Below are 21,349 nucleotides of genomic sequence, written 5' to 3'. Positions count from 1 at the left end.
CGCGCCGAAGCGCCGCCCCCGCGTTGAAGGGCGCTAATTGCGCTCCAACGGCTGGCGGTCCAGCATCTCCTGGCAGGTCGCCTCGACTACCTTTTGCCAGCTGCCGGTCTCTTCGTACAAGGCACGCTGCCGCTCATAGCCTGCGCCATCATCGATAATTTCGTGGATAAGGGCCAGCTCCTCAGCGCAGCCCAACTCGCGGGCCAGCGGAGTTAGTTCCTCCACGAGGTCTGCCAGTTCATCCTTAATCCAGCGCTCATCCGTCTCGCGCGACGTAATCACCAAGGCATCCATGCCATAGCGCGCGCCGCGCCATTTATTCTCCGCCACGTGCCACGGCTGCAGAATCGGCAACTCCTCGCCGCAATCAATCATGCGGTCGTAGTGAACAACCAAGCAGTGAGTCAGTGCCACCACGGCGGAGAGCTCGCGCAGGTTGGAGGAGGCGTCAGAAATGCGCACCTCGACGGTGCCCCACTTGGAAGCCGGGCGGATGTCGAAATGCATCGACCCGGTGTGGTTAATCACTCCCGAGATGGCCTGGTCCCGCATGTAGGACTGCCATTCTTCCCAGCTTTGGAACTGGTACGGCATGCCAGCGGTGGGCAGCTGCTGATAGAGCATCGTGCGGTTGGAGGCGTATCCGGTGTCAAGGCCCTCCCAAGCCGGGGAGCACGCCGAAATTGCCAGCAGGTGCGGGTACTTGGTCATCAATGCGTTGATGATGGGCCAGACGCGATCCTCATGGCGAATGCCAACGTGGACATGGGTGCCCCACAACAGCATCTGCTTGCCCCAGTACTGGGTGCGGTTGATGATTTCGGAATAGCTCTCCTTAGTGGAGACGGGGTTTTCACGAAAATCAGTGAAGGGGTGTCCACCCGAAGCCCACAACTTAACGCCCATCTCATCGGCGGCGGCTCGGACGTGGGAAAGCTTGTAAGCAAGGTCAGCCACGGCTTCTGGAACCGTGTGGCAGATGCCGGTGACGAGCTCAACGGTGTTTTGGAGGAATTCCTTCTCCAAGTGAATCTCAGGCGCAGCGGCGTGGACGAGTTCAATCAGTTCGGCGCCACGGGGCACGAGATCCCACGTGGTGGGGTCGACGAGAGCGACTTCCCACTCGACGCCCAGTGTGGGTTCAGCAGAACGGGCGAAGGACTCTTCCGGAGTATTCACCCGTTCAGTCTAACTTTCACAGTCACCATACTGGGCATTTAATTTTATATTGCTGCACTTATTCCTGCTGCACTAGGCCTGCGGAATTGCCAGGACAGCTACAACCGCGTTGCCCTTGGTGTAGTTTTCACCTAGCTCAGCTGGGTATTCTGCAACAGCGCCTTCTGGGACGGCAGTAGCGCCATAAAACTCGGCTGCAGTCTGGCGAGCCAGTGCCTCTGCGTCTTTGTCACCGGCTGGGTAGAAGACCATGGTCTGCGGGACGGTGAGGACGTCGCCAGGCAGGTTGCCCACCTCGCCCACCTTGAAGCCGCGGTCCTTGAGCTTGGTGGATTCCTCATCTGCATAGCCCGCGCGGCCCGAGTTGTTAAAGACGTTGACCGGAATATCTTTGGGCGCGCGCTTGGCAGCCTCGCCCTGGGCTCCATCGTAGCCATCTCGATCTGCTGCGTTTTCCCCCTCGCCCGCCGCACCTGCGGCGGCTGGGTCGGAAACCTGCGCAGACTCGCCCGGAGCCTGCTGAGCCGCGGACCCAGGTTTTCCGCCCTGTGCGCCCGGCTCGCCTTCTGCTGGAGCTGGAAGCGTGGCGGCCTCAGAGGCACCAGTTTGAGACGCGGTATCGCTAGAGTCCTCGGAGGTCAACTTGTACAGACCCCACATGCCGAGCATGACTGCAACGGCGATGAGCACCATCGCAAGGCCGCGTAGTGGCAGGCCGCTTGCTCCGCCGGCAGCAGCGCCGGTCGATGCACCAGAAGATGCATCGGTTGGGGCATCAGTAGGGGTGGATTCTGCCGAGTTATCTGAATTCACATTAGTCACAACAGTAACTCTAGCGTCTAGCTGTCGAAATCTGGGGCATTCCCCCTTGCGGCGCGCCGCACCTCTTCGCGCTGGTCACGCACCCGCCGCAAGCGCGCCACCAGCACCGGATAGGCCTCGGCGGCAGCGGGGGCGTCGAGAAGCACGTTCAAGCGCTGGTGATAGCGCACCGGTGAGATATCCAGCTGGGTGCGGATGGCTTCCTCCTTGGGTCCGATACCGCGCGGCGCGTGGGATTCGAACTCCAAGATGGCGGCGTCTAGGTCTGACAAGGAGTGCATGCCTAAACTGTAGGGCATGACTATTCGCCCCATCGTTATCCACGGCGACCCGGTTCTCCACAATCCCACTGAACCGGTCACTGAGCCCATCGATTCCCCGGAGCTCCAGGAGCTCATCGCGGACATGTACGAGACCATGGACGTCGCCCACGGCGTCGGCCTCGCTGCCAACCAGGTAGGCATCAACAAGCGCCTCTTCGTCTACCACTGCCCTGACACCGACGGCCCCGAAGGTACCGAGCTGCCGGCCGACAAGGCCGGCATGCGCAAGGGCTGCGTTATCAACCCGGTTTTGGAAACCTCCGAGATTCCTGAGGGCATGCCTGCCGACGACGGCTCCGAGGACGAGGGCTGCCTCTCCGTGCCGGGCGAGGGTTTCCCCACCGGCCGCGCCGACTGGGCACGCGTCACCGGCAAGGATGAACACGGAAATGACATCTCCATCGAGGGCTACGGCTTCTTCGCCCGTATGCTCCAGCACGAGACCGGCCACCTCGACGGTTTCGTCTACACCGACGTGCTCACCGGCCGTTTCAAGCGCCAGGCCAAGAAGATCATCAAGCGCAACGGGTGGACCGAGGCCGGCTGGACCTGGATGCCGGGCGAGGACGAAGATCCCTTCGGCCACGGCGCGTAAATAGGCCGCACTCTTAATCGACATGAGCTACATCTTCCGTTCTGACGCCGTCGAGGTCGGCGAGCGCGTCGTCGCCCGGCGCGAAATCGACGGCATGCACACCGACGTCATCGGCCACGTCCTCTCCCTCGATCCACTGGTCATCCGCCCCCAAGAAGTGGGCGGCTATCCCTCCTCGCTGGAAGCGGTGGAGATCCCGGCGGAGGAACTGAAGATCATCAAACGCCTGTCCCCGCGCATGGTCCGCAACTCCGACATCCGGGCCGTCGAGGTGGCCACCGCCGCAGCGTTCCCCGGAAAGGAACACACGTGGACCAAGGATGGGCAGTGGCTCATGCGCGCGGGTGACGGCGTGACTGGCCGCTCCAATTCCGCGGTTCCACTGGGTCCCTCGGCGGGCTTCACCCCGGTTCCGATGGACGAGATCGATGAGTTCTACGCCCGCCACGATCTCCCCACTCGCCTGGCTATTCCCGAGCGAATCGGCAAGCCTGCCGAGCGCGTCATCGCAGCGTCCCCAGAAAACTGGGAGCTAGAGCCCGAGGTCATCGTCATGGTGCGACTACTCGAGGGAGACGTAGCTGGCGCCCCACTTCCAGAGGGCATCACTTTCCGCGTGGACGCACAGCCAGACCAAGAGTGGCTCGACCTCTACCACTTCCGCGGCCAGGCACTGCCGCCTGAGGCGCTAGAGTATCTGCGCAGCCGCATCGACGGCACCATGAGATTTGGCCGCCTACTCGCCCCGAGCGGCGAGACCATCGCGATCACCCGCGGCACCCTCACCGAGTCTGGCGACGGTACGGTGTGGTTAGGATTCTCTGCCGTCGAAGTCGCTGCTGCTTGGCGACGCCGCGGCCTCGGCACCGTCCTCGGTTCCCACATGTTGGGCTGGGGCAAAGACAACGGCGCGGAAAAGGCATACCTGCAGGTGGTGGCGTCGAATAGCGCGGGCGTGGCCATGTACGGCAAGCTCGGATTCATTGAACAGCATCGACATAGGTACGCCATGCGCAAAGGCGGTAACCTGTAGTCCATGCGCATAGCCACTTGGAACATCAACTCGGTCCGCACCCGCGTCCAGCGCGCGGTGGACCTGCTGGCGAAACACGACATCGACGTGTTGTGCCTGCAGGAGACCAAGGTTGCCGACGATAAGTTCCCCGTCATGGACTTCGAGGCCGCGGGCTATCACGTAACTCACCATGGCCTGAACCAGTGGAACGGCGTGGCCATTGTGTCCAAGTCGGAGCCGGAGGAGGTCTTTACCTCCTTTCCCGGCCAGCCGGGCTTTGCCAAAGACCCAGAAAAGCCACAGAATCTCGAGGCGCGTGCGGTGGGTGCGCGCATTCGCGGGGTGGAAATCTGGTCACTGTATGTGCCCAATGGCCGCGAAATCACCGACCGCCACTACGCCTACAAGCTGCAATTCCTCTACGCGCTGGCTCGCTACGCGGAGTCCCGCGCACAGTCGAAGCTGCTGCTTACGGGCGACTTCAACATCGCCCCACGCGACGAAGACGTGTGGGACATCGAGGCCTTCCGCGGTAAGACTCACGTCACCGAGCCGGAGCGCGCGGCATTCCAGATGCTCGAGGAGGCCGGCCTGGAGGAAGTGACACGACGCTTTACTGAGGAGCAGCGCTGGACCTACTTCGACTACAAGTCGCTGCGCTTCCAAAAGAACGAGGGTATGCGCATCGACTTCCAACTGGCGTCGCGGTCCTTGGCGGCCACGGTGCAGTCCGCACAGGTAGACATGGTTGAGCGAGCCGGGGATAAGACCTCGGACCACTGCTTGCTCTTGGCCGACTACGACCTCCCCGACTTCGACTCCGTGCGTTAGGAGCACTCCTCAGGCATGAACTTGGCGCTGAACATCGATCTGTCATTCTGGCAGCTGTTTTTCCTGATCCTCGATTACGGCATCAAGATCGTCGCCATCGGTTTCGTCCCTGAAGGCCGCCGCCCTTCCAGCTCCACGGCGTGGCTGCTGGCTATTTTGTTGCTGCCGCTCGTAGGCCTTCCGCTGTTCCTGCTCATGGGCTCGCCTTATATCAACAGGCGCCGGCACCGCATCCAGCAAGAAGCCAATGACCTGCTGGAAGACGTCACCGCGAATACTCCTAACCATCCGCGCGGCCGGCTCTCCCCAGAGGTCGAGTCTCTGATTACTCTCAACCGCAACCTGACGGGTTTCCCGGCGCTCATTGGACACAACAAGGGCATTTACAGCGATTATGCAGAAGCCATCGCGGCTATTTCTAGGGCGGTGGATAAGGCGGAAAAGTACGTCTACATCGAGATTTACATCCAGTCTTGGGACGAGGTCACCGACGTGTTCTACCAGGCGCTCAAGCGCGCCCGCGCCCGCGGCGTGGAGGTCAAGCTGCTCCTAGACCAGATTGGCAGCTTCAAGTACAAGGGCTACTGGGGCTTTGGCAAGAAGCTTACGGAAATCGGCGTCGAGTGGCACTTGATGCTGCCGCTGCAGCTGCACAAGTTCCGCTTCCGCCGCCCCGACCTGCGCAATCACCGCAAGCTCGTGGTGGTTGATGGCCACACTGGCTTCATCGGATCGATGAACATGATCAAGCGCAGCTATAAATCCAAGAATCGCTATTGGGTGGACTACATGGTGGAACTCACGGGGCCGGTGGTGACTTCATTGTCCGCGGTCTTTGCGGTGGACTGGTACTTGGAATCGGAAGAGGCGCTCTCGCTGGAGCCGTTGCCTTACGACGACGCACTCACCGACGACTCCAACTTCCTCCAGCTCATCCCGTCTGGTCCTGGTTACACCACGGAGCCGAACCTGCGAATGTTCAACTCTTTGGTGCACCACGCTAAAGACCGTTTGGTGATGGTCTCGCCTTACTTCGTACCGGACGAGTCCTTGCTCGAGGCGGTCACCACCGCGTGCTATCGCGACGTTGACGTGGAGCTTTATGTCTCGGCGAAAGCGGACCAGTTTATGGTCAACCACGCGCAGTCCTCCTATTACCAGACACTTTTGGAGGCGGGCGTGCGTATCTTCCAGTTCCCGGAGCCTTTCGTGCTGCACTCGAAGTTCATCATTGCGGACCCTGACCAGCCCGGCCGCGACCCGCTATGCATGTTCGGCTCCTCAAACATGGACATGCGCTCCTTCGGCCTGAATTACGAGTCCACCATGCTCGTGGCCAAGGGCAACTTGCTCGAGGATTTCAACCAGTTGGCGTCGAACTATCGCGCTGTGAGCCACGAGCTGACTTTGGAGGAATGGAACGAGCGCGGCTTTATCCGCCGCTATGTTGATAACGTGATGCGCTTGACTTCGGCGCTGCAGTAGCCGCGCGACGAGGCTCGCTTTCCCTCCCCGCTCTCGCTCCCTCCCTCCCGCTCCCTCTCGTTCCCGCAAATACCCAGCCCTAGCTACCCAGACCCTGAGGTCGCGGATCCGTCAACTCGGCGGCACCACGATCGCCACCTGCAGGTCTGGGTATCCGGGGCTGGGTGCTTGCAAAAGTGGCAGCAGGCGAGCCGCTAAGCGTGCTTGCGCAGGGCCGCGAAAGCACCGCACACAGCAATGGCCGAGCAGACCACCATGCCGATGCCCATCGTGAGGGCCGGATTATTGCCCAGACCCATCAACGGGCTAACCATGCCCGCCAAAATCGACTGCACAAAGCCGATAATCGCGGAAACCGAACCGGCCTTTTCGCGCATGAGCCCCGTAGCCAGCGCCGTAGCGTTACCCATGATGAAGCCCGTCGGCGCGATGCAGCAGAAGAGAATCAACACCATAAGCCACACCGGCGCGCCGAGGAAAATAGCTAGGAAAAGCAAGCAGTTGCCGAACAAAGCTGCCCCGACGCCGATGCTGAGCATCGTCTTCGGAGCACGTTTATTAAGTGCCTTCGCATTCACGATGGTCAGGGCAAACATGCCCAGGGAGTTCATCGCGAAGACGAGCGAGTAGCTCGTGGCATTAAAGCCCCACTGCTGCTGCAGGACGAACGAGGAGGCCGATATGTACGAAAACATCGCACAGAATCCAAAGGCCACCGTGACCAAGAATCCCCAGAAACGCCCATTGCGCATCACGGTCAGGTAATTGCCGATGACCGTGCGCACCAAATGGTCATGCGGGCGGCCGCCTGCGGTCTCCGGGACGACCAGAATCGCCAGTACGAACTGCAATGCATGCAGGCCTGTAAGCACCCAGAAGATGCCGCGCCAGCCAATCGGTTCGGCCAGGAAACCGCCCATGACCGGTGCCAACGCAGGCGCGATACCCTGCAGCGCCATGAGCAGCGAATAGGCCTTCGCAGCCGCCGCGCCAGTCAGCAGGTCCGGCACCACGGCACGCGAGAGCACCACGCAGGCACCGCCGCCCAAGCCTTGGAAGGCACGCGCGGCAATCAAGACGGCGATGCTCGGGGCGAGTGCCGCCACTGCCGACGCCGCCAAAGCCACGCCCGCGCCGAGAATGAGGAGGCGCTTGCGGCCGACGGCGTCGGAAAGCGGGCCGATCACCAGCTGCCCCACGCCCATTCCGATGAAGAAGCCAGTGAGGGTTAACTGCACCGCTGCGCGCGTAGTTTCCAGGTCAGAAACAATTGCCGGCATGACCGGCAAGTACATATCAGTAGCAAAAGGCGCTGTTGCAGACAGCAGCGCCAAGGTAGCCAGGAGAGGCAGTGGGATCATGCGTCGCGTTTTTCAAGCACGAAGACACCCAGTATCCACAGGATCGCAGCCCAGGCAATGAAGACGATCGCGCTGCCCGTGGAGGAATCCCACGGCGCATTTTCAGCAACCGAGTCGGATGCCCAGCTGTTGAAGGCCGAGAAAGGCATGAAGTGGATGATGTCGTCGCCGATCTTGGGCAAGACGCGAACAACGTTCTCAATACCCAGGTACAGGATGAGGGATAACGCAACAGTGCCGGCAGTCTGACGCAGCAGCCAGCCTAGGCCTTGGACAAAGATGGTAACCAAGAAGCTGAGCAGCGGGAACATCCACAGGGAACGCTTACCAGCATCCTCTTTGAAAGGCTCGTAAAGTTCCTTCACAGAGTCCGGCGCTAGCATCTCCGAGAGGAAGTAGATCAGCACCAGAGCCAAGAACATGATTACGGCCGCAATAACGCCGTACAAGAGCACCTTCACTAAAGCCACGATGCTGCGGTTAGGGTTTGACATGTACACGGTGGATTGCAGGCCGAAGCGATACTCAGTAGTAACCACCATGATGGCTTGAATCATGATGATCGGGATAACCAGCGCCAAGAGGATGGAGTTCATTCCCTGCGCCGTGAGCGGGCTGACGGGAAAGGCCGGATCTACTTCGGGCGCATTGAGGGAGTTAAGCAGCGCCCAACCGATCGACAGGATGAAAATGAGGCCGGTGGTCCAGTAGAAGGACTTCGTAGTGCAAAGCTTGGTCCACTCGGCGCGCAGGGTGTTAACAAACATTAGTTCTGCTCCTCCTGTGCGATGTTTTGGTTGGTTGCCGGAGCACCTGGGGTGCTGGCATGGTACTGCACGTCTTCGCCGGTCATCTGCATAAATGCATCCTCCAGGGAAGCGCGTTTCAGGCTGAGCTCATTAAGCGGGACGCCCGTGGAGTACGCCAACTGGCCGATGAAGTCAGTGCTTTGGTCCTCGATGATGAACGTATTGCGGCCTTCTTCGTCGGTGCTGGTGCGGAAGGAAACGTTTGCCTCGCGCAGAGCGCCGCCGAATTCCTCGAGGTGGTCGGAACGCACGATGACGGAAGACTGTGAGTGCTCCTTCACGAAGTCATACGTGGACTGGTTTGCCACCAAGCGGCCGCGGCCAATGACCACGAGGTGGTCAGCCGTCAGAGACATCTCGGAAAGAAGATGGGAGGAAATCAGCACGGTACGGCCCTCAGCTGCGAGTGCGCGCACCAAGGAGCGCACCCAGCGAATGCCTTCTGGGTCGAGGCCGTTAACCGGCTCGTCGAGGATGAGGATTCCCGGGTCACCCAACAGGGCACCTGCCAAGCCGAGGCGCTGGCCCATACCGAGAGAGAAGCCGCCGGCCTTTTTACCGGCGACGTCGGAAAGCCCGACCAGCCCCAGGACCTCCTCCACGCGCTTGGTAGGGATTCCATTGGACTGTGCCATCCACTTCAGGTGGTTGGCGGCGGTGCGGTTGGGGTGCACTGCCTTGGCGTCGAGCAGCGCACCGACCTCCCGCAGCGGGTTCTTCAGCTCGCGGTAGGTCTTACCGTTAATACGGGCCTGGCCCGCCGTGGGGCTATCCAGGCCTAGAATCATGCGCATGGTCGTCGACTTACCCGCACCGTTCGGACCTAGAAAGCCGGTCACAATGCCTGGCTCCACCTTAAAGGTGAGGTCATCTACTGCACGGACAGACTTATATTGTTTTGTCAGTCCCTCAACTTCAATCATGCTGTCAAGGGTGCCATAGTTTTCTGGCAGTTACCTGCGTAGCCCCTCGATTTGTTTTAGCAGAGCCGGAAAAGCCTGCCGAAATGCCCCCAACAGAGGTAATTTTTCCACCTCTCCTAGCGGCACCCAGCGCAGCTCATTGGATTCCTCGTTTGCTTCCACGGCAAGCGGCTGACCGCTGCGGGTCCGCGCAATGACCGTGGTGTAGGTCCAGTTGCCCGGCAGCCCACCCGCGGGAGGGAAGGGACCAGAGGTCACGGAGGAGCAAAGCACTTCGACGTCGGCAGGCGCGATGGCGCATTCCTCGCAGGTCTCACGCAAGGCGGCTTCCTCGGGGGTCTCGTGTAAATCGCGCGCTCCGCCTGGGATTCCCCAAGTTCCGCCGTGGTTGGTCCACTCGGCGCGGTGCTGCAGAAGGAGCTTATCGCCGGCTAGAAGAAACAGCCCAGCCGCGCCGAACTTACCCCACAGCTTGCTGCCTCCTGGGCCTGCGGCCCAGCCATCCCCGCTGGTGTGTGTTTCTTCTCTCGCCGTCATGCCGCCCATCCTACGGGGCAGCGCCCTGCACCGCCTCCAAATGTGGTGGCGTGCATCACCAAAGAGCCTTTATTCTGCGCTATTCTAAGGGAATGACTGGCACAGGGTTGGAGGGCGCCGCACGTCCGGGCGAGCGTGCCGCCACGCATCCGGATGATGCGGCGAGGAATCATCACGATCATCCTGCTGACCACTGGCTGGATGAAGTAACCGAGCCAGCCGCTCCTGCTTTCAGCAACGCCACCCAACTGGCCATGAGCTCTTTTGTCGGCCCGGCGCGCTTGGTACGCCGCCTGTATCACTTCGCCGCCACCACGCCAGGCAAGCTCTTTACCGTGACGCTGATCCTCACCGTGGCGTTGGCCGCCGCAGGCTTGTCGATGTCGAACACTTCCGCCAATCGCCACGCGGCCTTGGACGATCTGCTCAACTCCACAGAGCCAATGTCGAATGCGGCGCACCATCTCTATACCAACCTCTCGCTGGCTGACACCGTGGCCACCACGGGCTTCGTGCAAGCTGGCGTGGAGTCAGAGGCTAACCGCGAGCGCTATAACGAAGCCATCGACGCGGCCTCCGTGGCCGCCACGCAGTCCGTCCTCGGTACCAATAGCGATGACGCCCGCATCCGCGAGCTGGTGACCTACATCCAGCGCGAGCTGCCCGTATATACCGCGCTCGTGGAGAAGGCCCGCACCAACCACAGGGCTGGCAACGCGGTGGCAAACTCCTATATGTCCAATGCATCCTCCCTGATGCGCGACAAAATCCTGCCGGCGGCCTCCGAACTGTTTTCGCTTACCTCCGCCAAGGTCAAGGAACAGCAGCAGCGCCTGACCAGCCCTCAATGGGTGCCGCTTTCTGGCCTGGTGGCAGCACTCTTCTTCCTCCTCATCGCGCAATGGTGGTTGTGGCGGCTAACGCGCCGCCGCTTCAACCGCGGCTTCCTCACCGCCAGCGTGCTGCTCTTTTTGGCGCTCACGTGGGCTTCGGCCGCCAACTTTGCCACGTGGAGTTCTGGCTACCACGGCTTTGAGACAGTCTCGCGCCCGTGGGATTCGCTCACTGCTTCCCGAATTGAAGCGCAGCAGACTCGCACTTCTGAGACGCTGGCGCTGGTCCTGCGTTCCTCGGAGTCTGACATGTCGGTGCGTTTTAGTTCGACGTTGTATTCCATTTCTAACGCCCTCGAGGACTACGAAGCCGCGCTTGCCGACGACGATATCCCCATCAACGATCCTGCGCTTTTGCCCGCCGCCAAGCAGGCCGCGCAGGAGTGGGAGGACTCGCACAAGGAGTTCATGAATGCGCTTGCCGACGGCGACTATGACAAGGCGATCTACGAAGCCACTGTGAGCACGCCCAATGGATCGCCAACGGCCGCTAGCGCTTTCGACGACGTGGATAATTCTTTGGCGGGTCTGATCAGTGAGGCCCGCGTGTCCATGCGTTCCTATTTGGAGCAGGGGCTCAACGCTATGACCATGGTTTCCACTATGGTGTTCTTGCTGACCAGCGGCGCCATCATCGCAGTGTGGCTGGGTATCCGCCCTCGACTCCAGGAGTACCTCTAATGACTTCGAAGTTTCGGCGACTACTACTGGCTACTACCGCGGCGTGCACGGTGGCGTTGGTGGGGGCGACGTCGTGTAGCGTGCCCCAACGCTTGGCCCCACAACAGGATGAGAAGGCGATCCCACAGGCCTCCTTGAACTCAGAGGCAGGGCCGCCTTTGCCCAACAACTCGATCTGGGAAAGCGCTGGCAGCATAGAGCCGCACCCACGCACGAAGGTGCCGGTGACTGGCACCTACCGGCCGGATGACAAGACTCCGCGTGAGCGCATTCCTGATATTTACAAGCGCGGACGCATCATCGTGGGCGTAGACCGCTCCAACAATCTGATGAGCTACCGCGACACAGCTTCCGGCGAGGTCCGCGGCTTTGAGGTGGACATCGCGCGGGAAATCGCCCGCGACATCTTTGACGATCCAAATAAGGTGGATTTCCGTTTCGTGGAGTCCTCGGAGCGCACCTCAGCACTGAACGAGCGCAGCGTGGATATTGTAATTCGCACGATGTCCATTAGCGCCGAGCGCCAGCGCGAGGTGGCCTTCTCCGCGCCGTATATGACCACCAAGACCAGGCTTTTGGTGCTCAGCAGTTCGGGCATTCGCTCCATCGACGACACCGCAGGCAAGACGCTGTGCGCAGTGCAAGGCTCCACCATCGTGGACACGGTGCGTCGCGAGGCAAGCACGTCGAACATCCTGCAGACCCGCTCGTGGGGCGATTGCTTGATGGCCCTACAACTCAACCAGATCGACGGCGTGGTGGCTGATGACGCCCTATTGTCTGGAATGCTGGCGCAGGACTCCTATACCTCCATCGTGGGGGCGCCACTCACTAGCGAGGATTACGGCGTGGCAGTGCGCAAGCCCGATAGCTTCTACGATTCCAAGCCGTTGCTGCGTCAAGTTAACTCCACGCTGGAGCGCATCCGCCAGGACGGCACCTGGGATAGACTCTTTGCCACGTGGCTGGGTGACTATCTAGAAAAGCCAACGCTGCCCGCACCGAATTACTTGCCGGAGGAAGAAAGCTCCAAAGACGCCGACGCTACAAAGGAGGCGCAGCGATGAGTCCTACGCATGGCCATAGCTTCAGCGAGGACGAGCTCGATCACCTCGAGCCGGAGGCGCTAGAAGATCCCGCGACAGGTGCGGCGGTTGACACTGACGCGGCAAACCCCGGCACGGCTTTAAATGCCGATAACGCAGAGCCTGCCACGCAAGCGGTGCCATACGACCCCTTTGCGGACGAAGACGAGGTAGGAACCTCGGCAGTTGCCTTCGATCCTTTCGCTGACGAGGACGACGAATCTGACGAGGGCGCCGATGTTGCAGGAACCTACACCGACCCCGACAACATTGCGGCTCTCATCGCGGAGCTGGGACAACTACGCGATCGTCGCAAGCAGGAGCAACATGAAGATGCTTCGCAACGCTCGCGGCGCCAAGCCTTGGATACGTTCCGCCAGCGCCGCGCCGCCAAGCGCACCGACCGCGAGGTGGCCGACGGAATGGCCACCCTGCCCTTCATCGTGCCGGGCAACCCCACTGCCGCGCTCATCGACCCAACCAAAGAAAACGTCGCTCCACCGCAGCTTTCCCCGGGCGATATCGTAGCCGGGCAATACGAGATTTTGGGCGTTATCGCACACGGCGGTCTGGGCTGGATTTACCTGGCCAACGACCACTTCGTCTCTGGGCGCATCGTCGTCCTAAAAGGCATGCAGTCGGAGAAGTCGGCCGACGAAACCGCCACCGCCGAAGTCGAGCGCGAGTTCCTAGCGGACATCACGCACCCGGGAATCGTGAAGATTTTCAACTTCGTCGATGACGAGCGCGTCGACGGGGGCTTCATCGTCATGGAGTACGTCGGCGGCCCTTCTCTCCAGCAACGCCGCAACGACCAGAAGGACCAGCTCTTCCCAGTAGACACGGCCATCGCCTACATCCTGGAACTGCTGCCGGCGTTGGACTACCTGCACGCCCGCGGCGTGGTCTACAACGACTTGAAGCCTTCCAACATCATCGTCACCGAGGACCAAGTCAAGCTCATTGACCTGGGCGCGGTCTCGGGTATTGGAGCTTTCGGGCATATCTACGGAACTAAGGGTTTCCAAGCCCCCGAGATCGTCAAGTCTGGCCCGTCGGTGGCCTCGGATATTTACACCATCGGCCGCACGCTGGCCTGCCTGACCATTACGCTTCCGCAGGAAGACGGCGTCTACTTGCCGGGGCTTCCCTCCCCTACCGATGAGCCTTTGCTGCGCCGCTATCTTTCCTTCTATCGCCTGCTGCAGCGCGCCACCGACCCTGACCCGGCCAAGCGCTTCCAGAGCGTTGCGCAGCTGCGCGACCAGCTTTACGGTGTGCTCCGCGAGGTCATCGCCCTGCGCGACGGAATCCAGCATCCCACTCAGCACTCGCTGTTTTCGCCGCAACGTACGACTTTTGGCACCAAGCACTTGGTTTTCCGCACTGACCAGCTCATCGACGGCATTGAGCGCACGGTGCGCATCACCGCGCCCGAGGTGGTATCCGCCTTGCCTACCCCGCTGGTTGACCGCTCCGACGTCGGCGCCGCACTCCTCCAAGGTGCTTCCTACACCGAGCCGCAGGAAGCGTTGGAGACGCTGCGCCAGGCAATGCAGGCCCCAGAATACGAGGAGTCCGCGGAGATTCCGCTCGGCGTGGTGCGCTCGATGATCGACCTGGGTTATACCGGCCAGGCTCGCGAGTGGCTGGCCTCCATTGAGGACAAGCTCGGTAAAGACTGGCGCTTCCAGTGGTATTCGGGCGTCGCGGTGCTGCTTCTCGACGACTTCCGCGCCGCCCAGGTGCACTTCTCCAATGTGCTCAACCTGCTGCCTGGCGAGCCCGCGCCGAAGCTGGCCATCGCCGCCATCAACGAGCTGATTCTGCAGGAGCTCGGTTATGAGGAAGCATCGCTTATCGACGCCGCCGTGGCTCGCGCATGTGCCAACCTCACGACGTCGCTGGCTGACCTCCCCGCGGAAGCTTTCGCGGACCAGCCTGGAATCTGGGACCACGTGACGGATGACCCGGCACACCTGCGTTTCAACTCGATGCGCTTGTACGGCATCGTGTGGGCCACCAATCCGACTACGGTGTCCTCCGCGTTTGGGCTGGCGCGCCAGCTGCGCGCTGAGCAGCAGATTGAGCTGGCCGTGGCCACTTTGGACCGCGTGCCCAACGCATCGCGCCACCATCGCATGGCGCGACTGACCACAATTCTGCAGCTGGTGCTCCATGATCTCACGGAGTCCCGCATCCGCCGCGCGGCCCACCGCCTGGAGGAGATCCCGCAGAACGAACCCCGCTTCTTGCAGGTCAAGGCGGCAGTTATCTCGGCCGGCCTCAACTTCCTGCGCGATTCCAACCTCGATGCAGCGGCCTCCCCCAACGACCTCTTCGAGTTCGCCTTCACCCAGCGCGGCCTGCGCTACGGCTTGGCCGATACTCTGCGTGCCCTGGCCCGGCAAGCCCCCTTCGCGCGGCACCGCTATGCGCTGGTGGACCTGGCGAACCAGGTGCGCCCGGTAACGATGTTCTAGGCCGCGCGCCATTCGCCCGGCCTCTCGCCGCGGCCCGCCAGGCGGCCTTGCCTTCCGCCATGGATGCCTTTCCAAATGGTGAGGTCAACCGCTCCAAACGCCACCTCAACAGCCAGCACCAGCCCCAACAACTAATGCTGGCCCCACTAGCCACATCGCGACCTCACCATTTGGCCATTCGCGTCGTGCCTCAGCCCAAATGGTGAGGACCACATGGTGAGGTGAGCAATCTCCAGCCCCAGCAGGCAACGCCAGTCACAGTAGTTACAGCTCGACCTCACCATCTAGGCCAACTACCTGCAAATGGTGAGAGGAAGCGCCTACGCCTGGCGCACCACTTGCTGCAGTCCCCGCTCACGGCCAGACACCCAAGTTGCCCGCAGCTCTGCGAGGAACTTCTGCGGCTGATGAAACAGCTCACTCGAAGTCACACGGAATACCGTGTAACCGGCATTCTGCAATCTCACCTCGCGGCGACGCTCTTCCACGATTACCCGCCGGGTATCCGAGTCATAGGTTGCGCCGTCATACTTCTCGGCTCCATCAATTTCCAATACCAGCCAACCATCAATCAGAACATCAACGCGAACACTGGGAATCACCCAGACTTGCTGTTGGATGGAATGACCCATCTTTGCGTGTACCAATAACGCGATGCATAATGCCTCATAGGGAGACTCGCATTGACCAGAAAGAAGCGATATAGCTCGACGCGCTTCAGCGATATCTTTGACCCGCCCCATAGTTGCGAGGCAATCCATAGCCATAGCCTTGGCAGCCTCGACATCGAGTTCAGGATGCATCCGAAACCATGATTCGAGTGCCACGAAGCCGCGAATCCAGCCTTCGAAGCGCGCGACATCCAACGCGGCGCGCAAAGCAGACGTGACGCGAACGCCCTGCACCTTCTCGACCATAGAATCTGGCAGACGCATCTTCTTGTAACTTCGGCCGTGGCCCCAGTCTCTCCGCGGTGGCATAACGCCAGAGCGCAGAGCGAGCGTCACCGGCTCCTCGCCGCACCGCGGCGGGAGGACCCACAGCCCATGCACCCGCGCCGCCGAAACTCCCACGAGCACCGCCCGCCTAGCACTATGGCCCGCCCGCAAACACCGCGCCAGCTGCTTTTCATGCCAAGGCAGCGACTGCCCTTCTACTACTCCCCCGAATTGTTCCATAGAGATAGTCCACTAGCCGGATCAGTACGAGCGCAAGAGGGAATTGGTGCAACAGGCCAAATCTGTGGATAACTCATCGCGATGAGCTATCCACAGACTGGTAAAGCGGGAGTTTTTGGGCTTAGTACAGCCCCGCCTCACGCGCCATATCGGCGATTTCAGCGGACTTCTGTGCGATAGCCAGCTCCTCGTTGGTCGGAACCACGAAGACCTTGACCGGAGAGTCCGCCTCAGAAATCATGCGCGGCTCCTTCGAGCGGACTAGGTTAGCCTGCTTGTCGAAGTGAATGCCGTACATACCCAGGTTGAACAGCGAATCCTGACGTACCTCAGTGTCATTTTCGCCCACGCCTGCAGTGAAGGTGATGGCGTCCACGCGGCCCAGCGCAATCATGTACGAGCCGATGAAGCGGCGCAGCTGGTGGATGTAGATGTTGTATGCCAGCCATGCGTCCTGGTCCTCGGCTTCGATGCGCTCACGCAGCACACGGAAGTCGTTGACGCCGGAAATGCCCTTCACACCAGACTGCTTGTTGAGCAGGTTGTCAATCTCATCGATAGACATGCCCGCCTGGCGGGACAGATGGAAGATAATGCCCGGGTCGATATCGCCGGAACGGGTGCCCATCGCCAAACCAGCCAACGGGGTCAGACCCATCGAGGTATCAATTGGACGGCCGTGGCGAATAGCCGCCGCAGACGCACCATTGCCTAGGTGGAGGGTGATCTGGTTGACGCGCTTCGGGTCCTTATCCAACAAGCGCGGGACCTGCTGCGACACAAACTCGTGGGAGGTGCCGTGGAAGCCGTAGCGACGGATGTCGTACTTGGAAGCCACCTCGTTGTTGATGGCGTAAAGCGCAGCAGCCGGCGGCATATGGTTGAAGAAGGCCGTATCGAAGACCGCCACGTGCGGGATGTTCGGCAGCATCTTGCGCGCCACGCGAATGCCGTCCAGGTTGGCTGGGTTGTGCAGCGGAGCCAGCGGGATGAGGTCCTCAATCATGGACTCAATCTGGTCCGTGATCAGCTGCGGGTCGGAGAAGAGGCGTCCGCCGTGGACAACGCGGTGTCCCACGGCAACGACCTCCACGTCCATTGGGCCCACGTTGTGCTGGTGCATAATGTCGAATGCCCGCTCCAGGCCGAAGGAGTGGGTAGGAATCTCCAGCTCTTCCTTGTATTCCTCGCCACCAGTCTTGACGGTGACGGCACCCATCGGCTCGCCGACCTGCTCGACCAAGCCGGAGACCAGCGGGGCGTCGGTAGCCGTGCCCTCTGGGTCAACCAGCTGGAACTTAACCGATGAGGAACCTGAGTTGAGAACGAGTACGTATGCCATTTACTTAACTCCAGCCTGGATTGCCGTGATGGCGACAGTGTTGATGATGTCCGGAACGGTAGCGCCGCGGGAAAGGTCGTTGACCGGCTTGTTCAGGCCCTGCAGAATCGGGCCGACAGCCAGCGCGCCGCCGGTACGCTGGGCGGTCTTGTAACCGATGTTGCCCGCCTCGAGATCCGGGAAGATGAAGACGTTTGCCTGACCAGCAACTTGAGACTCCGGCGCCTTCTTGGCAGCCACGCCTGGGTCGCACGCGGCATCGAACTGCAGCGGACCATCCACCTTGACGGAGGAATCCAGCGCACGAGCGGCCTCAACAGCAGCCACCGCGCGGTCAACGTCCGGGCCGGAGCCCGAAGTACCGGTGGAGTAAGACAACATGGCCACGCGTGGGTCGATGCCGAACTGCGCTGCGGTCTTTGCGGAAACCACGGCGATTTCACCCAGCTGCTCTGCAGTTGGGTTCGGGTTGACCGCACAGTCACCGAATGCCCACAGGCGTCCGCGCATGACCATCAGGAAGATGGAGGAAACCACGGAAGCGCCCGGCACGGTCTTGATGATCTGGAAGGAAGGCTTGATGGTGTGCGCCGTGGTATGCGCAGCGCCGGAAACCATGCCATCTGCCAGGCCCTTGTGCACCATCATCGTGGCGAAGTAGGAAACGTCCTGCATAGTCTCGCGCGCCTGCTCCAGGGTGACGCCCTTCTTCTTACGTAGCTCCGCGAAGTCAGCGGCGAATTCCTCCGCCAGCGGGGAGTTCAGGTGATCAATGACGTCTACGCCGGCGAGATCCACGCCGAGGCGCTCCGCCCGCTTGGCGACGTCCGCCTCATCACCGAGGATGGTCAGCTTAGCGACCTTGCCCTCGATGAGTGCGCCGGCCGCTTCAATGATGCGGTCATCGTCGCCCTCTGGGAGCACGATGTGTGCACCGACTGCGCGAGCCTGGTCAAGCAGCTGCTTCTGGAAAAGTTCGGCGCTCATAACCGGGGCAATCTCCCCGACTGATGAGAGCGCACCTGGGACAGAAGCGACGTCGGTAAACGCGCCCAAAACCTCAGCTCCCACGGAGCGTGCATGGGCAAGAGCAAGGTCGGAAGTACGTGCTGGAGCGTTGGTAATCAGAACGAACGGGATACCGAGCGCCGCTGCGGCCTTGGCATCAAAGTCCATTACACCCGTGCCTTGGAGCACCACGTCACCTTCAGGAACAGTGACCAGAATCTGATCCAGGGTGGTGCCCAGATCGTTGAGCTGCGCGAAGGTTGCGCCTAGATCTTGTGCCAGCGAGGGGACATCAAGACCGTCGAAGCCACGGCCGATGACACTCACGAGTGCGGAGTTCTGTGCAGACATTCTCAGTAGCCTTTCTCTTTCAAAGAGTAGACGAGTAGTGTGCCGCAAGTCACTAAACGCGGCACACAGTGACGCCTTCACTTTACTGGAGATGTCCGAATAAAGCCGTTTCTAATAGCGATTGTGAAACGTAAAACACACTGCATGAGTCAATCCCACCCACCGCCACCCAAAAATTGTGCGTTCAGACACATACTTTTGGAACAGTGAGCCACCCGGAGTAAGCTCCGAGTTAAGGATTGTTACTTCGGGCAAGACCTAGGACGCTATGAGCGTCGCGTAAGCATACGCGGCATCGCCCCAGCGCCCTGGGTCTTTTGTGGTTTTAGGGCACATTCGCCGCCTCAGGAGCTACAAAACCCGCCCCAGGATTTCGAAAGGAACTCACATGTCGACGCAAACGCGCTCCGCAGCTGAGGCCATCCTCGATGGCATTGGCGGCGCAGACAACATTGCATCGTTTACTCACTGTGCCACTCGCTTGCGCTTCCAGCTCAATGACTCCTCGAAGGTCAACAAGGAGGCCCTCGAGGCCATCCCTAAGGTGCTGGGCGCAGTCCCCCAGGGCGACTCGAACTACCAGGTCGTTATCGGTGGCGACGTTGCCACCGTCTACGACGAGATCAACGCCTTGCCCGCCATGAAGGACGGCGGCGCAAGCGATGCGGACATCAAGGCTGCCGCTCGCGCCAAGGCCAAGGGCAAGGTCCCTTTCATGGACGAGTTCTTTGAGTACCTGTCCGATTCCTTCCGTCCAATTCTGGGTGTCCTGCTGGGCGCCTCGCTCATCATCGCGTTCGCGTCGATCCTCGACGCATTCGGAATCGTCGACTTCCGCGCGCCTGACAAGCCGGCCTCGTGGTTCTTCGTCGACGCCATGTGGCGTTCCGTCTTCTACTTCCTGCCTTTGATGGTGGCTTACAACGCTGGCAAGAAGCTGCGCATCGACCCTTGGGTCCCGGCCGCCATCATGGCAGCGCTGCTCACCCCGGAGTTCCTCAACCTCACTGAGAACCCGGCCGTTCAATGCGTTGTCAATGACACCCTGGGCACCGAACAGTGCACCATCCCAATCTTTGGCATGACCATGCAGCTGCCTGATTACGGCGGCAACGTCTTCGTGCCTTTGATGATGGCTTATGTAGCAGCGTTGGTCTACCGCTTCTTCCAGAAGATCATTCCTACTTCCATCCACATGGTCTTCGTTCCTTTCTTCACCATGCTCATCGTTATCCCGCTGACGGCCTTCCTCATCGGTCCGTTCGGTGTGTGGGCTGGTAACGGCATTGGCGCTGGCCTGTCCTGGATGAACGACAACGTGCCATTCGTCTTCGCTCTCGCTATCCCGATGCTCTACCCATTCCTGGTTCCGCTGGGTCTGCACTGGCCACTGAACGCCCTGATGCTGGTTAACATCCAGACCTTGGGCTACGACTTCATCCAGGGCCCAATGGGTGCATGGAACTTCGCCTGCTTCGGCGCAACCGCCGCTGTGCTTGCTTTGTCCATCCGCGACAAGGACACCGTGATGCGCCAGACCTCTGGTTCCGCTCTCGCCGCCGGTCTGCTGGGTGGCGTCTCCGAGCCTTCCCTGTACGGTATTCACTTGCGCTACAAGAGGATTTACCCGCGCATGCTGGTGGGCTGCTTCGCCGGCGGCCTCACCGTTGCACTGCTTACCCTGGGCTCCAACGGCATCACCACCGACGCCTTCGTCTTTACCTCGCTGCTGACCATCTCCGTCTTCAACCCGATGCTCAAGTACGTCATCGCCATCACCGTGGCATTCGTGGTTGCTTTCATCGCGGTCTTCATCTCCGACTACCGCACCCCAGAGGAGCGCGCCGCCCAGAAGGCCGCTGCCGCTGGTGCAAGCGCTGCTGCGCTTGACGACGCCCCAGCCGAGGCCGCCGCCCCCGACACCGCTGCCGAGGCCCCCGCTGAAACCGAGACCGTCATCACTTCCCCCGCTGAGGGCGAAGTTGTTCCGATGGCCGAAATCAATGACCCCGTGTTCTCCGCAGGAACGCTGGGCGACGGCGTGGGTGTCATCCCCGCTTCCGACGAGGTCTACGCCCCAGTATCCGGCGTAATCGTCAGCGCGATGAAGACCGGCCACGCTTATGGCATCAAGACCGAGTCCGGCGTCGAGGTCCTCGTCCACATCGGCATCAACACCGTGAAGATGAAGGGCGAGGGATTCGCCCCAGCCGTCAAGAAGGGCGATACCATCAAGGCCGGCGAGCTCCTGGCCACCGTCGATTTCGGTGCCGTACGCGCCGCAGGCTACGACACCACCATCGTGGTGGCCGTGACCAACACCAAGGCACTGGCCGAGGTAACTCCGGCCGGAATTAAGAAGGCTACGGCTGGCGATACCATCATCACCGCTACCCGCTAGTAACAACCCTGAATTAGGGCTCCGCGCCTCGGCGCGCGTGCCCTATA

The 21,349-nt window shown here is 60.9% G+C and carries 18 protein-coding genes; 8 read left to right on the top strand and 10 right to left on the bottom strand.

Features of this window, described 5'->3' with window-relative positions; genetic code table 11:
- Positions 1 to 33 precede the first annotated feature (33 nt).
- The 3 genes from HMPREF3148_RS12225 to HMPREF3148_RS12215 all read right to left on the bottom strand — a co-directional run bounded on the left by HMPREF3148_RS12225 (position 34) and on the right by HMPREF3148_RS12215 (position 2,300).
- Positions 34 to 1,179 carry a glutamate--cysteine ligase gene (locus HMPREF3148_RS12225; RefSeq protein ID WP_049147114.1) on the bottom strand — a complete coding sequence of 382 codons (1,146 nt, stop codon included), beginning with the start codon at positions 1,177 to 1,179 and terminating at the stop codon, positions 34 to 36.
- 72 nt (positions 1,180 to 1,251) lie between these two features.
- The gene (locus HMPREF3148_RS12220; protein WP_129720761.1) at positions 1,252 to 2,001 is read right to left on the bottom strand and encodes a LytR C-terminal domain-containing protein; all 750 of its coding nucleotides are present in this window, start codon (positions 1,999 to 2,001) and stop codon (positions 1,252 to 1,254) included.
- A gap of 17 nt (positions 2,002 to 2,018) precedes the next feature.
- A complete protein-coding gene (locus HMPREF3148_RS12215) occupies positions 2,019 to 2,300 on the bottom strand; it encodes a DUF3263 domain-containing protein (RefSeq protein ID WP_172453817.1) in 282 nt (93 codons plus the stop codon).
- Between HMPREF3148_RS12215 and HMPREF3148_RS12210 the strand changes: the two genes are divergently transcribed.
- From HMPREF3148_RS12210 to cls, 4 genes are read left to right on the top strand one after another with little or no spacing between them, the layout of a single operon-like run.
- Positions 2,299 to 2,919, top strand: a complete 621-nt coding sequence (locus tag HMPREF3148_RS12210) for a peptide deformylase (protein ID WP_005529811.1) — start codon at positions 2,299 to 2,301, stop codon at positions 2,917 to 2,919. The two genes, HMPREF3148_RS12215 and HMPREF3148_RS12210, sit on opposite strands and share 2 nt — an antisense overlap.
- Before the next feature lie 22 nt (positions 2,920 to 2,941).
- Positions 2,942 to 3,952, top strand: coding sequence for an N-acetylglutamate synthase, CG3035 family (locus HMPREF3148_RS12205; RefSeq protein WP_070509220.1), 1,011 nt, complete (start codon positions 2,942 to 2,944; stop codon positions 3,950 to 3,952).
- A 3-nt stretch (positions 3,953 to 3,955) separates the two neighbouring features.
- The gene (locus tag HMPREF3148_RS12200) at positions 3,956 to 4,765 is read left to right on the top strand and encodes an exodeoxyribonuclease III (protein WP_005529807.1); all 810 of its coding nucleotides are present in this window, start codon (positions 3,956 to 3,958) and stop codon (positions 4,763 to 4,765) included.
- Between the two features lie 15 nt (positions 4,766 to 4,780).
- Entirely contained in the window at positions 4,781 to 6,250 is a 1,470-nt protein-coding gene (gene cls, locus HMPREF3148_RS12195) for a cardiolipin synthase (protein ID WP_005529805.1), read from the top strand.
- A gap of 194 nt (positions 6,251 to 6,444) precedes the next feature.
- Here the strand turns inward: cls and HMPREF3148_RS12190 are convergent, their stop codons facing one another.
- Genes HMPREF3148_RS12190 through HMPREF3148_RS12175 form a run of 4 tightly spaced genes read right to left on the bottom strand, consistent with a single transcriptional unit; the run spans position 6,445 to position 9,889 of the window.
- The gene (locus tag HMPREF3148_RS12190; protein WP_070509219.1) at positions 6,445 to 7,611 is read right to left on the bottom strand and encodes a multidrug effflux MFS transporter; all 1,167 of its coding nucleotides are present in this window, start codon (positions 7,609 to 7,611) and stop codon (positions 6,445 to 6,447) included.
- The gene (locus HMPREF3148_RS12185; protein ID WP_005529801.1) at positions 7,608 to 8,378 is read right to left on the bottom strand and encodes an ABC transporter permease; all 771 of its coding nucleotides are present in this window, start codon (positions 8,376 to 8,378) and stop codon (positions 7,608 to 7,610) included. Before HMPREF3148_RS12185 ends, HMPREF3148_RS12190 begins: the two co-directional genes overlap by 4 nt.
- Complete coding sequence (locus HMPREF3148_RS12180; protein ID WP_049063821.1) at positions 8,378 to 9,343, bottom strand: ABC transporter ATP-binding protein; 966 nt, start codon at positions 9,341 to 9,343, stop codon at positions 8,378 to 8,380. The genes HMPREF3148_RS12185 and HMPREF3148_RS12180 overlap by 1 nt, the downstream gene beginning before the upstream one ends.
- 30 nt (positions 9,344 to 9,373) lie before the next feature.
- A complete protein-coding gene (locus HMPREF3148_RS12175) occupies positions 9,374 to 9,889 on the bottom strand; it encodes an NUDIX domain-containing protein (RefSeq protein ID WP_080969939.1) in 516 nt (171 codons plus the stop codon).
- An 83-nt stretch (positions 9,890 to 9,972) separates the two neighbouring features.
- Between HMPREF3148_RS12175 and HMPREF3148_RS12170 the strand changes: the two genes are divergently transcribed.
- The 3 genes from HMPREF3148_RS12170 to HMPREF3148_RS12160 are packed head-to-tail and all read left to right on the top strand — an operon-like array spanning position 9,973 to position 15,022.
- Positions 9,973 to 11,454, top strand: coding sequence for a hypothetical protein (locus HMPREF3148_RS12170; protein WP_236081446.1), 1,482 nt, complete (start codon positions 9,973 to 9,975; stop codon positions 11,452 to 11,454).
- The gene (locus HMPREF3148_RS12165) at positions 11,454 to 12,521 is read left to right on the top strand and encodes a glutamate ABC transporter substrate-binding protein (RefSeq protein WP_049063818.1); all 1,068 of its coding nucleotides are present in this window, start codon (positions 11,454 to 11,456) and stop codon (positions 12,519 to 12,521) included. The genes HMPREF3148_RS12170 and HMPREF3148_RS12165 overlap by 1 nt, the downstream gene beginning before the upstream one ends.
- Positions 12,518 to 15,022, top strand: coding sequence for a serine/threonine protein kinase (locus HMPREF3148_RS12160; RefSeq protein ID WP_070509217.1), 2,505 nt, complete (start codon positions 12,518 to 12,520; stop codon positions 15,020 to 15,022). The genes HMPREF3148_RS12165 and HMPREF3148_RS12160 overlap by 4 nt, the downstream gene beginning before the upstream one ends.
- 320 nt (positions 15,023 to 15,342) lie before the next feature.
- On the opposite strand, the gene HMPREF3148_RS12155 is transcribed toward HMPREF3148_RS12160, so the two are convergent.
- The 3 genes from HMPREF3148_RS12155 to pta all read right to left on the bottom strand — a co-directional run bounded on the left by HMPREF3148_RS12155 (position 15,343) and on the right by pta (position 18,901).
- Positions 15,343 to 16,095, bottom strand: a complete 753-nt coding sequence (locus tag HMPREF3148_RS12155; RefSeq protein WP_141741096.1) for a hypothetical protein — start codon at positions 16,093 to 16,095, stop codon at positions 15,343 to 15,345.
- Positions 16,096 to 16,321: 226 nt separating this feature from the next.
- Positions 16,322 to 17,542, bottom strand: a complete 1,221-nt coding sequence (locus HMPREF3148_RS12150; protein ID WP_005529787.1) for an acetate kinase — start codon at positions 17,540 to 17,542, stop codon at positions 16,322 to 16,324.
- On the bottom strand, positions 17,543 to 18,901 hold the full coding sequence (gene pta, locus HMPREF3148_RS12145) for a phosphate acetyltransferase (protein ID WP_049063812.1): 1,359 nt from the start codon (positions 18,899 to 18,901) through the stop codon (positions 17,543 to 17,545).
- A gap of 388 nt (positions 18,902 to 19,289) precedes the next feature.
- Here pta and HMPREF3148_RS12140 point away from each other — a divergent pair, with 388 nt between their 5' ends.
- Positions 19,290 to 21,302, top strand: a complete 2,013-nt coding sequence (locus HMPREF3148_RS12140; RefSeq protein ID WP_070509214.1) for a glucose PTS transporter subunit IIA — start codon at positions 19,290 to 19,292, stop codon at positions 21,300 to 21,302.
- The last annotated feature ends 47 nt before the right edge of the window (positions 21,303 to 21,349 follow it).

Origin of the sequence: Corynebacterium sp. HMSC05D08, from assembly GCF_001807215.1 — a bacterium.
Taxonomy (GTDB): Bacteria; Actinomycetota; Actinomycetes; order Mycobacteriales; family Mycobacteriaceae; genus Corynebacterium; species Corynebacterium striatum.
This window is presented reverse-complemented; position numbering and strand designations above follow the sequence as displayed.

Bases quoted from the DNA above. Each gene is read 5' to 3' on its own strand.
- HMPREF3148_RS12210 (WP_005529811.1), top strand. From the start codon at position 2,299: ATGACTATTCGCCCCATCGTTATCCACGGCGACCCGGTTCTCCACAAT.
- HMPREF3148_RS12215 (WP_172453817.1), bottom strand. From the start codon at position 2,300: ATGCCCTACAGTTTAGGCATGCACTCCTTGTCAGACCTAGACGCCGCC.
- HMPREF3148_RS12205 (WP_070509220.1), top strand. From the start codon at position 2,942: ATGAGCTACATCTTCCGTTCTGACGCCGTCGAGGTCGGCGAGCGCGTC.
- HMPREF3148_RS12200 (WP_005529807.1), top strand. From the start codon at position 3,956: ATGCGCATAGCCACTTGGAACATCAACTCGGTCCGCACCCGCGTCCAG.
- cls (WP_005529805.1), top strand. From the start codon at position 4,781: ATGAACTTGGCGCTGAACATCGATCTGTCATTCTGGCAGCTGTTTTTC.
- HMPREF3148_RS12190 (WP_070509219.1), bottom strand. From the start codon at position 7,611: ATGATCCCACTGCCTCTCCTGGCTACCTTGGCGCTGCTGTCTGCAACA.
- HMPREF3148_RS12185 (WP_005529801.1), bottom strand. From the start codon at position 8,378: ATGTTTGTTAACACCCTGCGCGCCGAGTGGACCAAGCTTTGCACTACG.
- HMPREF3148_RS12180 (WP_049063821.1), bottom strand. From the start codon at position 9,343: ATGATTGAAGTTGAGGGACTGACAAAACAATATAAGTCTGTCCGTGCA.
- HMPREF3148_RS12175 (WP_080969939.1), bottom strand. From the start codon at position 9,889: ATGGGCGGCATGACGGCGAGAGAAGAAACACACACCAGCGGGGATGGC.
- HMPREF3148_RS12170 (WP_236081446.1), top strand. From the start codon at position 9,973: ATGACTGGCACAGGGTTGGAGGGCGCCGCACGTCCGGGCGAGCGTGCC.
- HMPREF3148_RS12165 (WP_049063818.1), top strand. From the start codon at position 11,454: ATGACTTCGAAGTTTCGGCGACTACTACTGGCTACTACCGCGGCGTGC.
- HMPREF3148_RS12160 (WP_070509217.1), top strand. From the start codon at position 12,518: ATGAGTCCTACGCATGGCCATAGCTTCAGCGAGGACGAGCTCGATCAC.
- HMPREF3148_RS12150 (WP_005529787.1), bottom strand. From the start codon at position 17,542: ATGGCATACGTACTCGTTCTCAACTCAGGTTCCTCATCGGTTAAGTTC.
- pta (WP_049063812.1), bottom strand. From the start codon at position 18,901: ATGTCTGCACAGAACTCCGCACTCGTGAGTGTCATCGGCCGTGGCTTC.
- HMPREF3148_RS12140 (WP_070509214.1), top strand. From the start codon at position 19,290: ATGTCGACGCAAACGCGCTCCGCAGCTGAGGCCATCCTCGATGGCATT.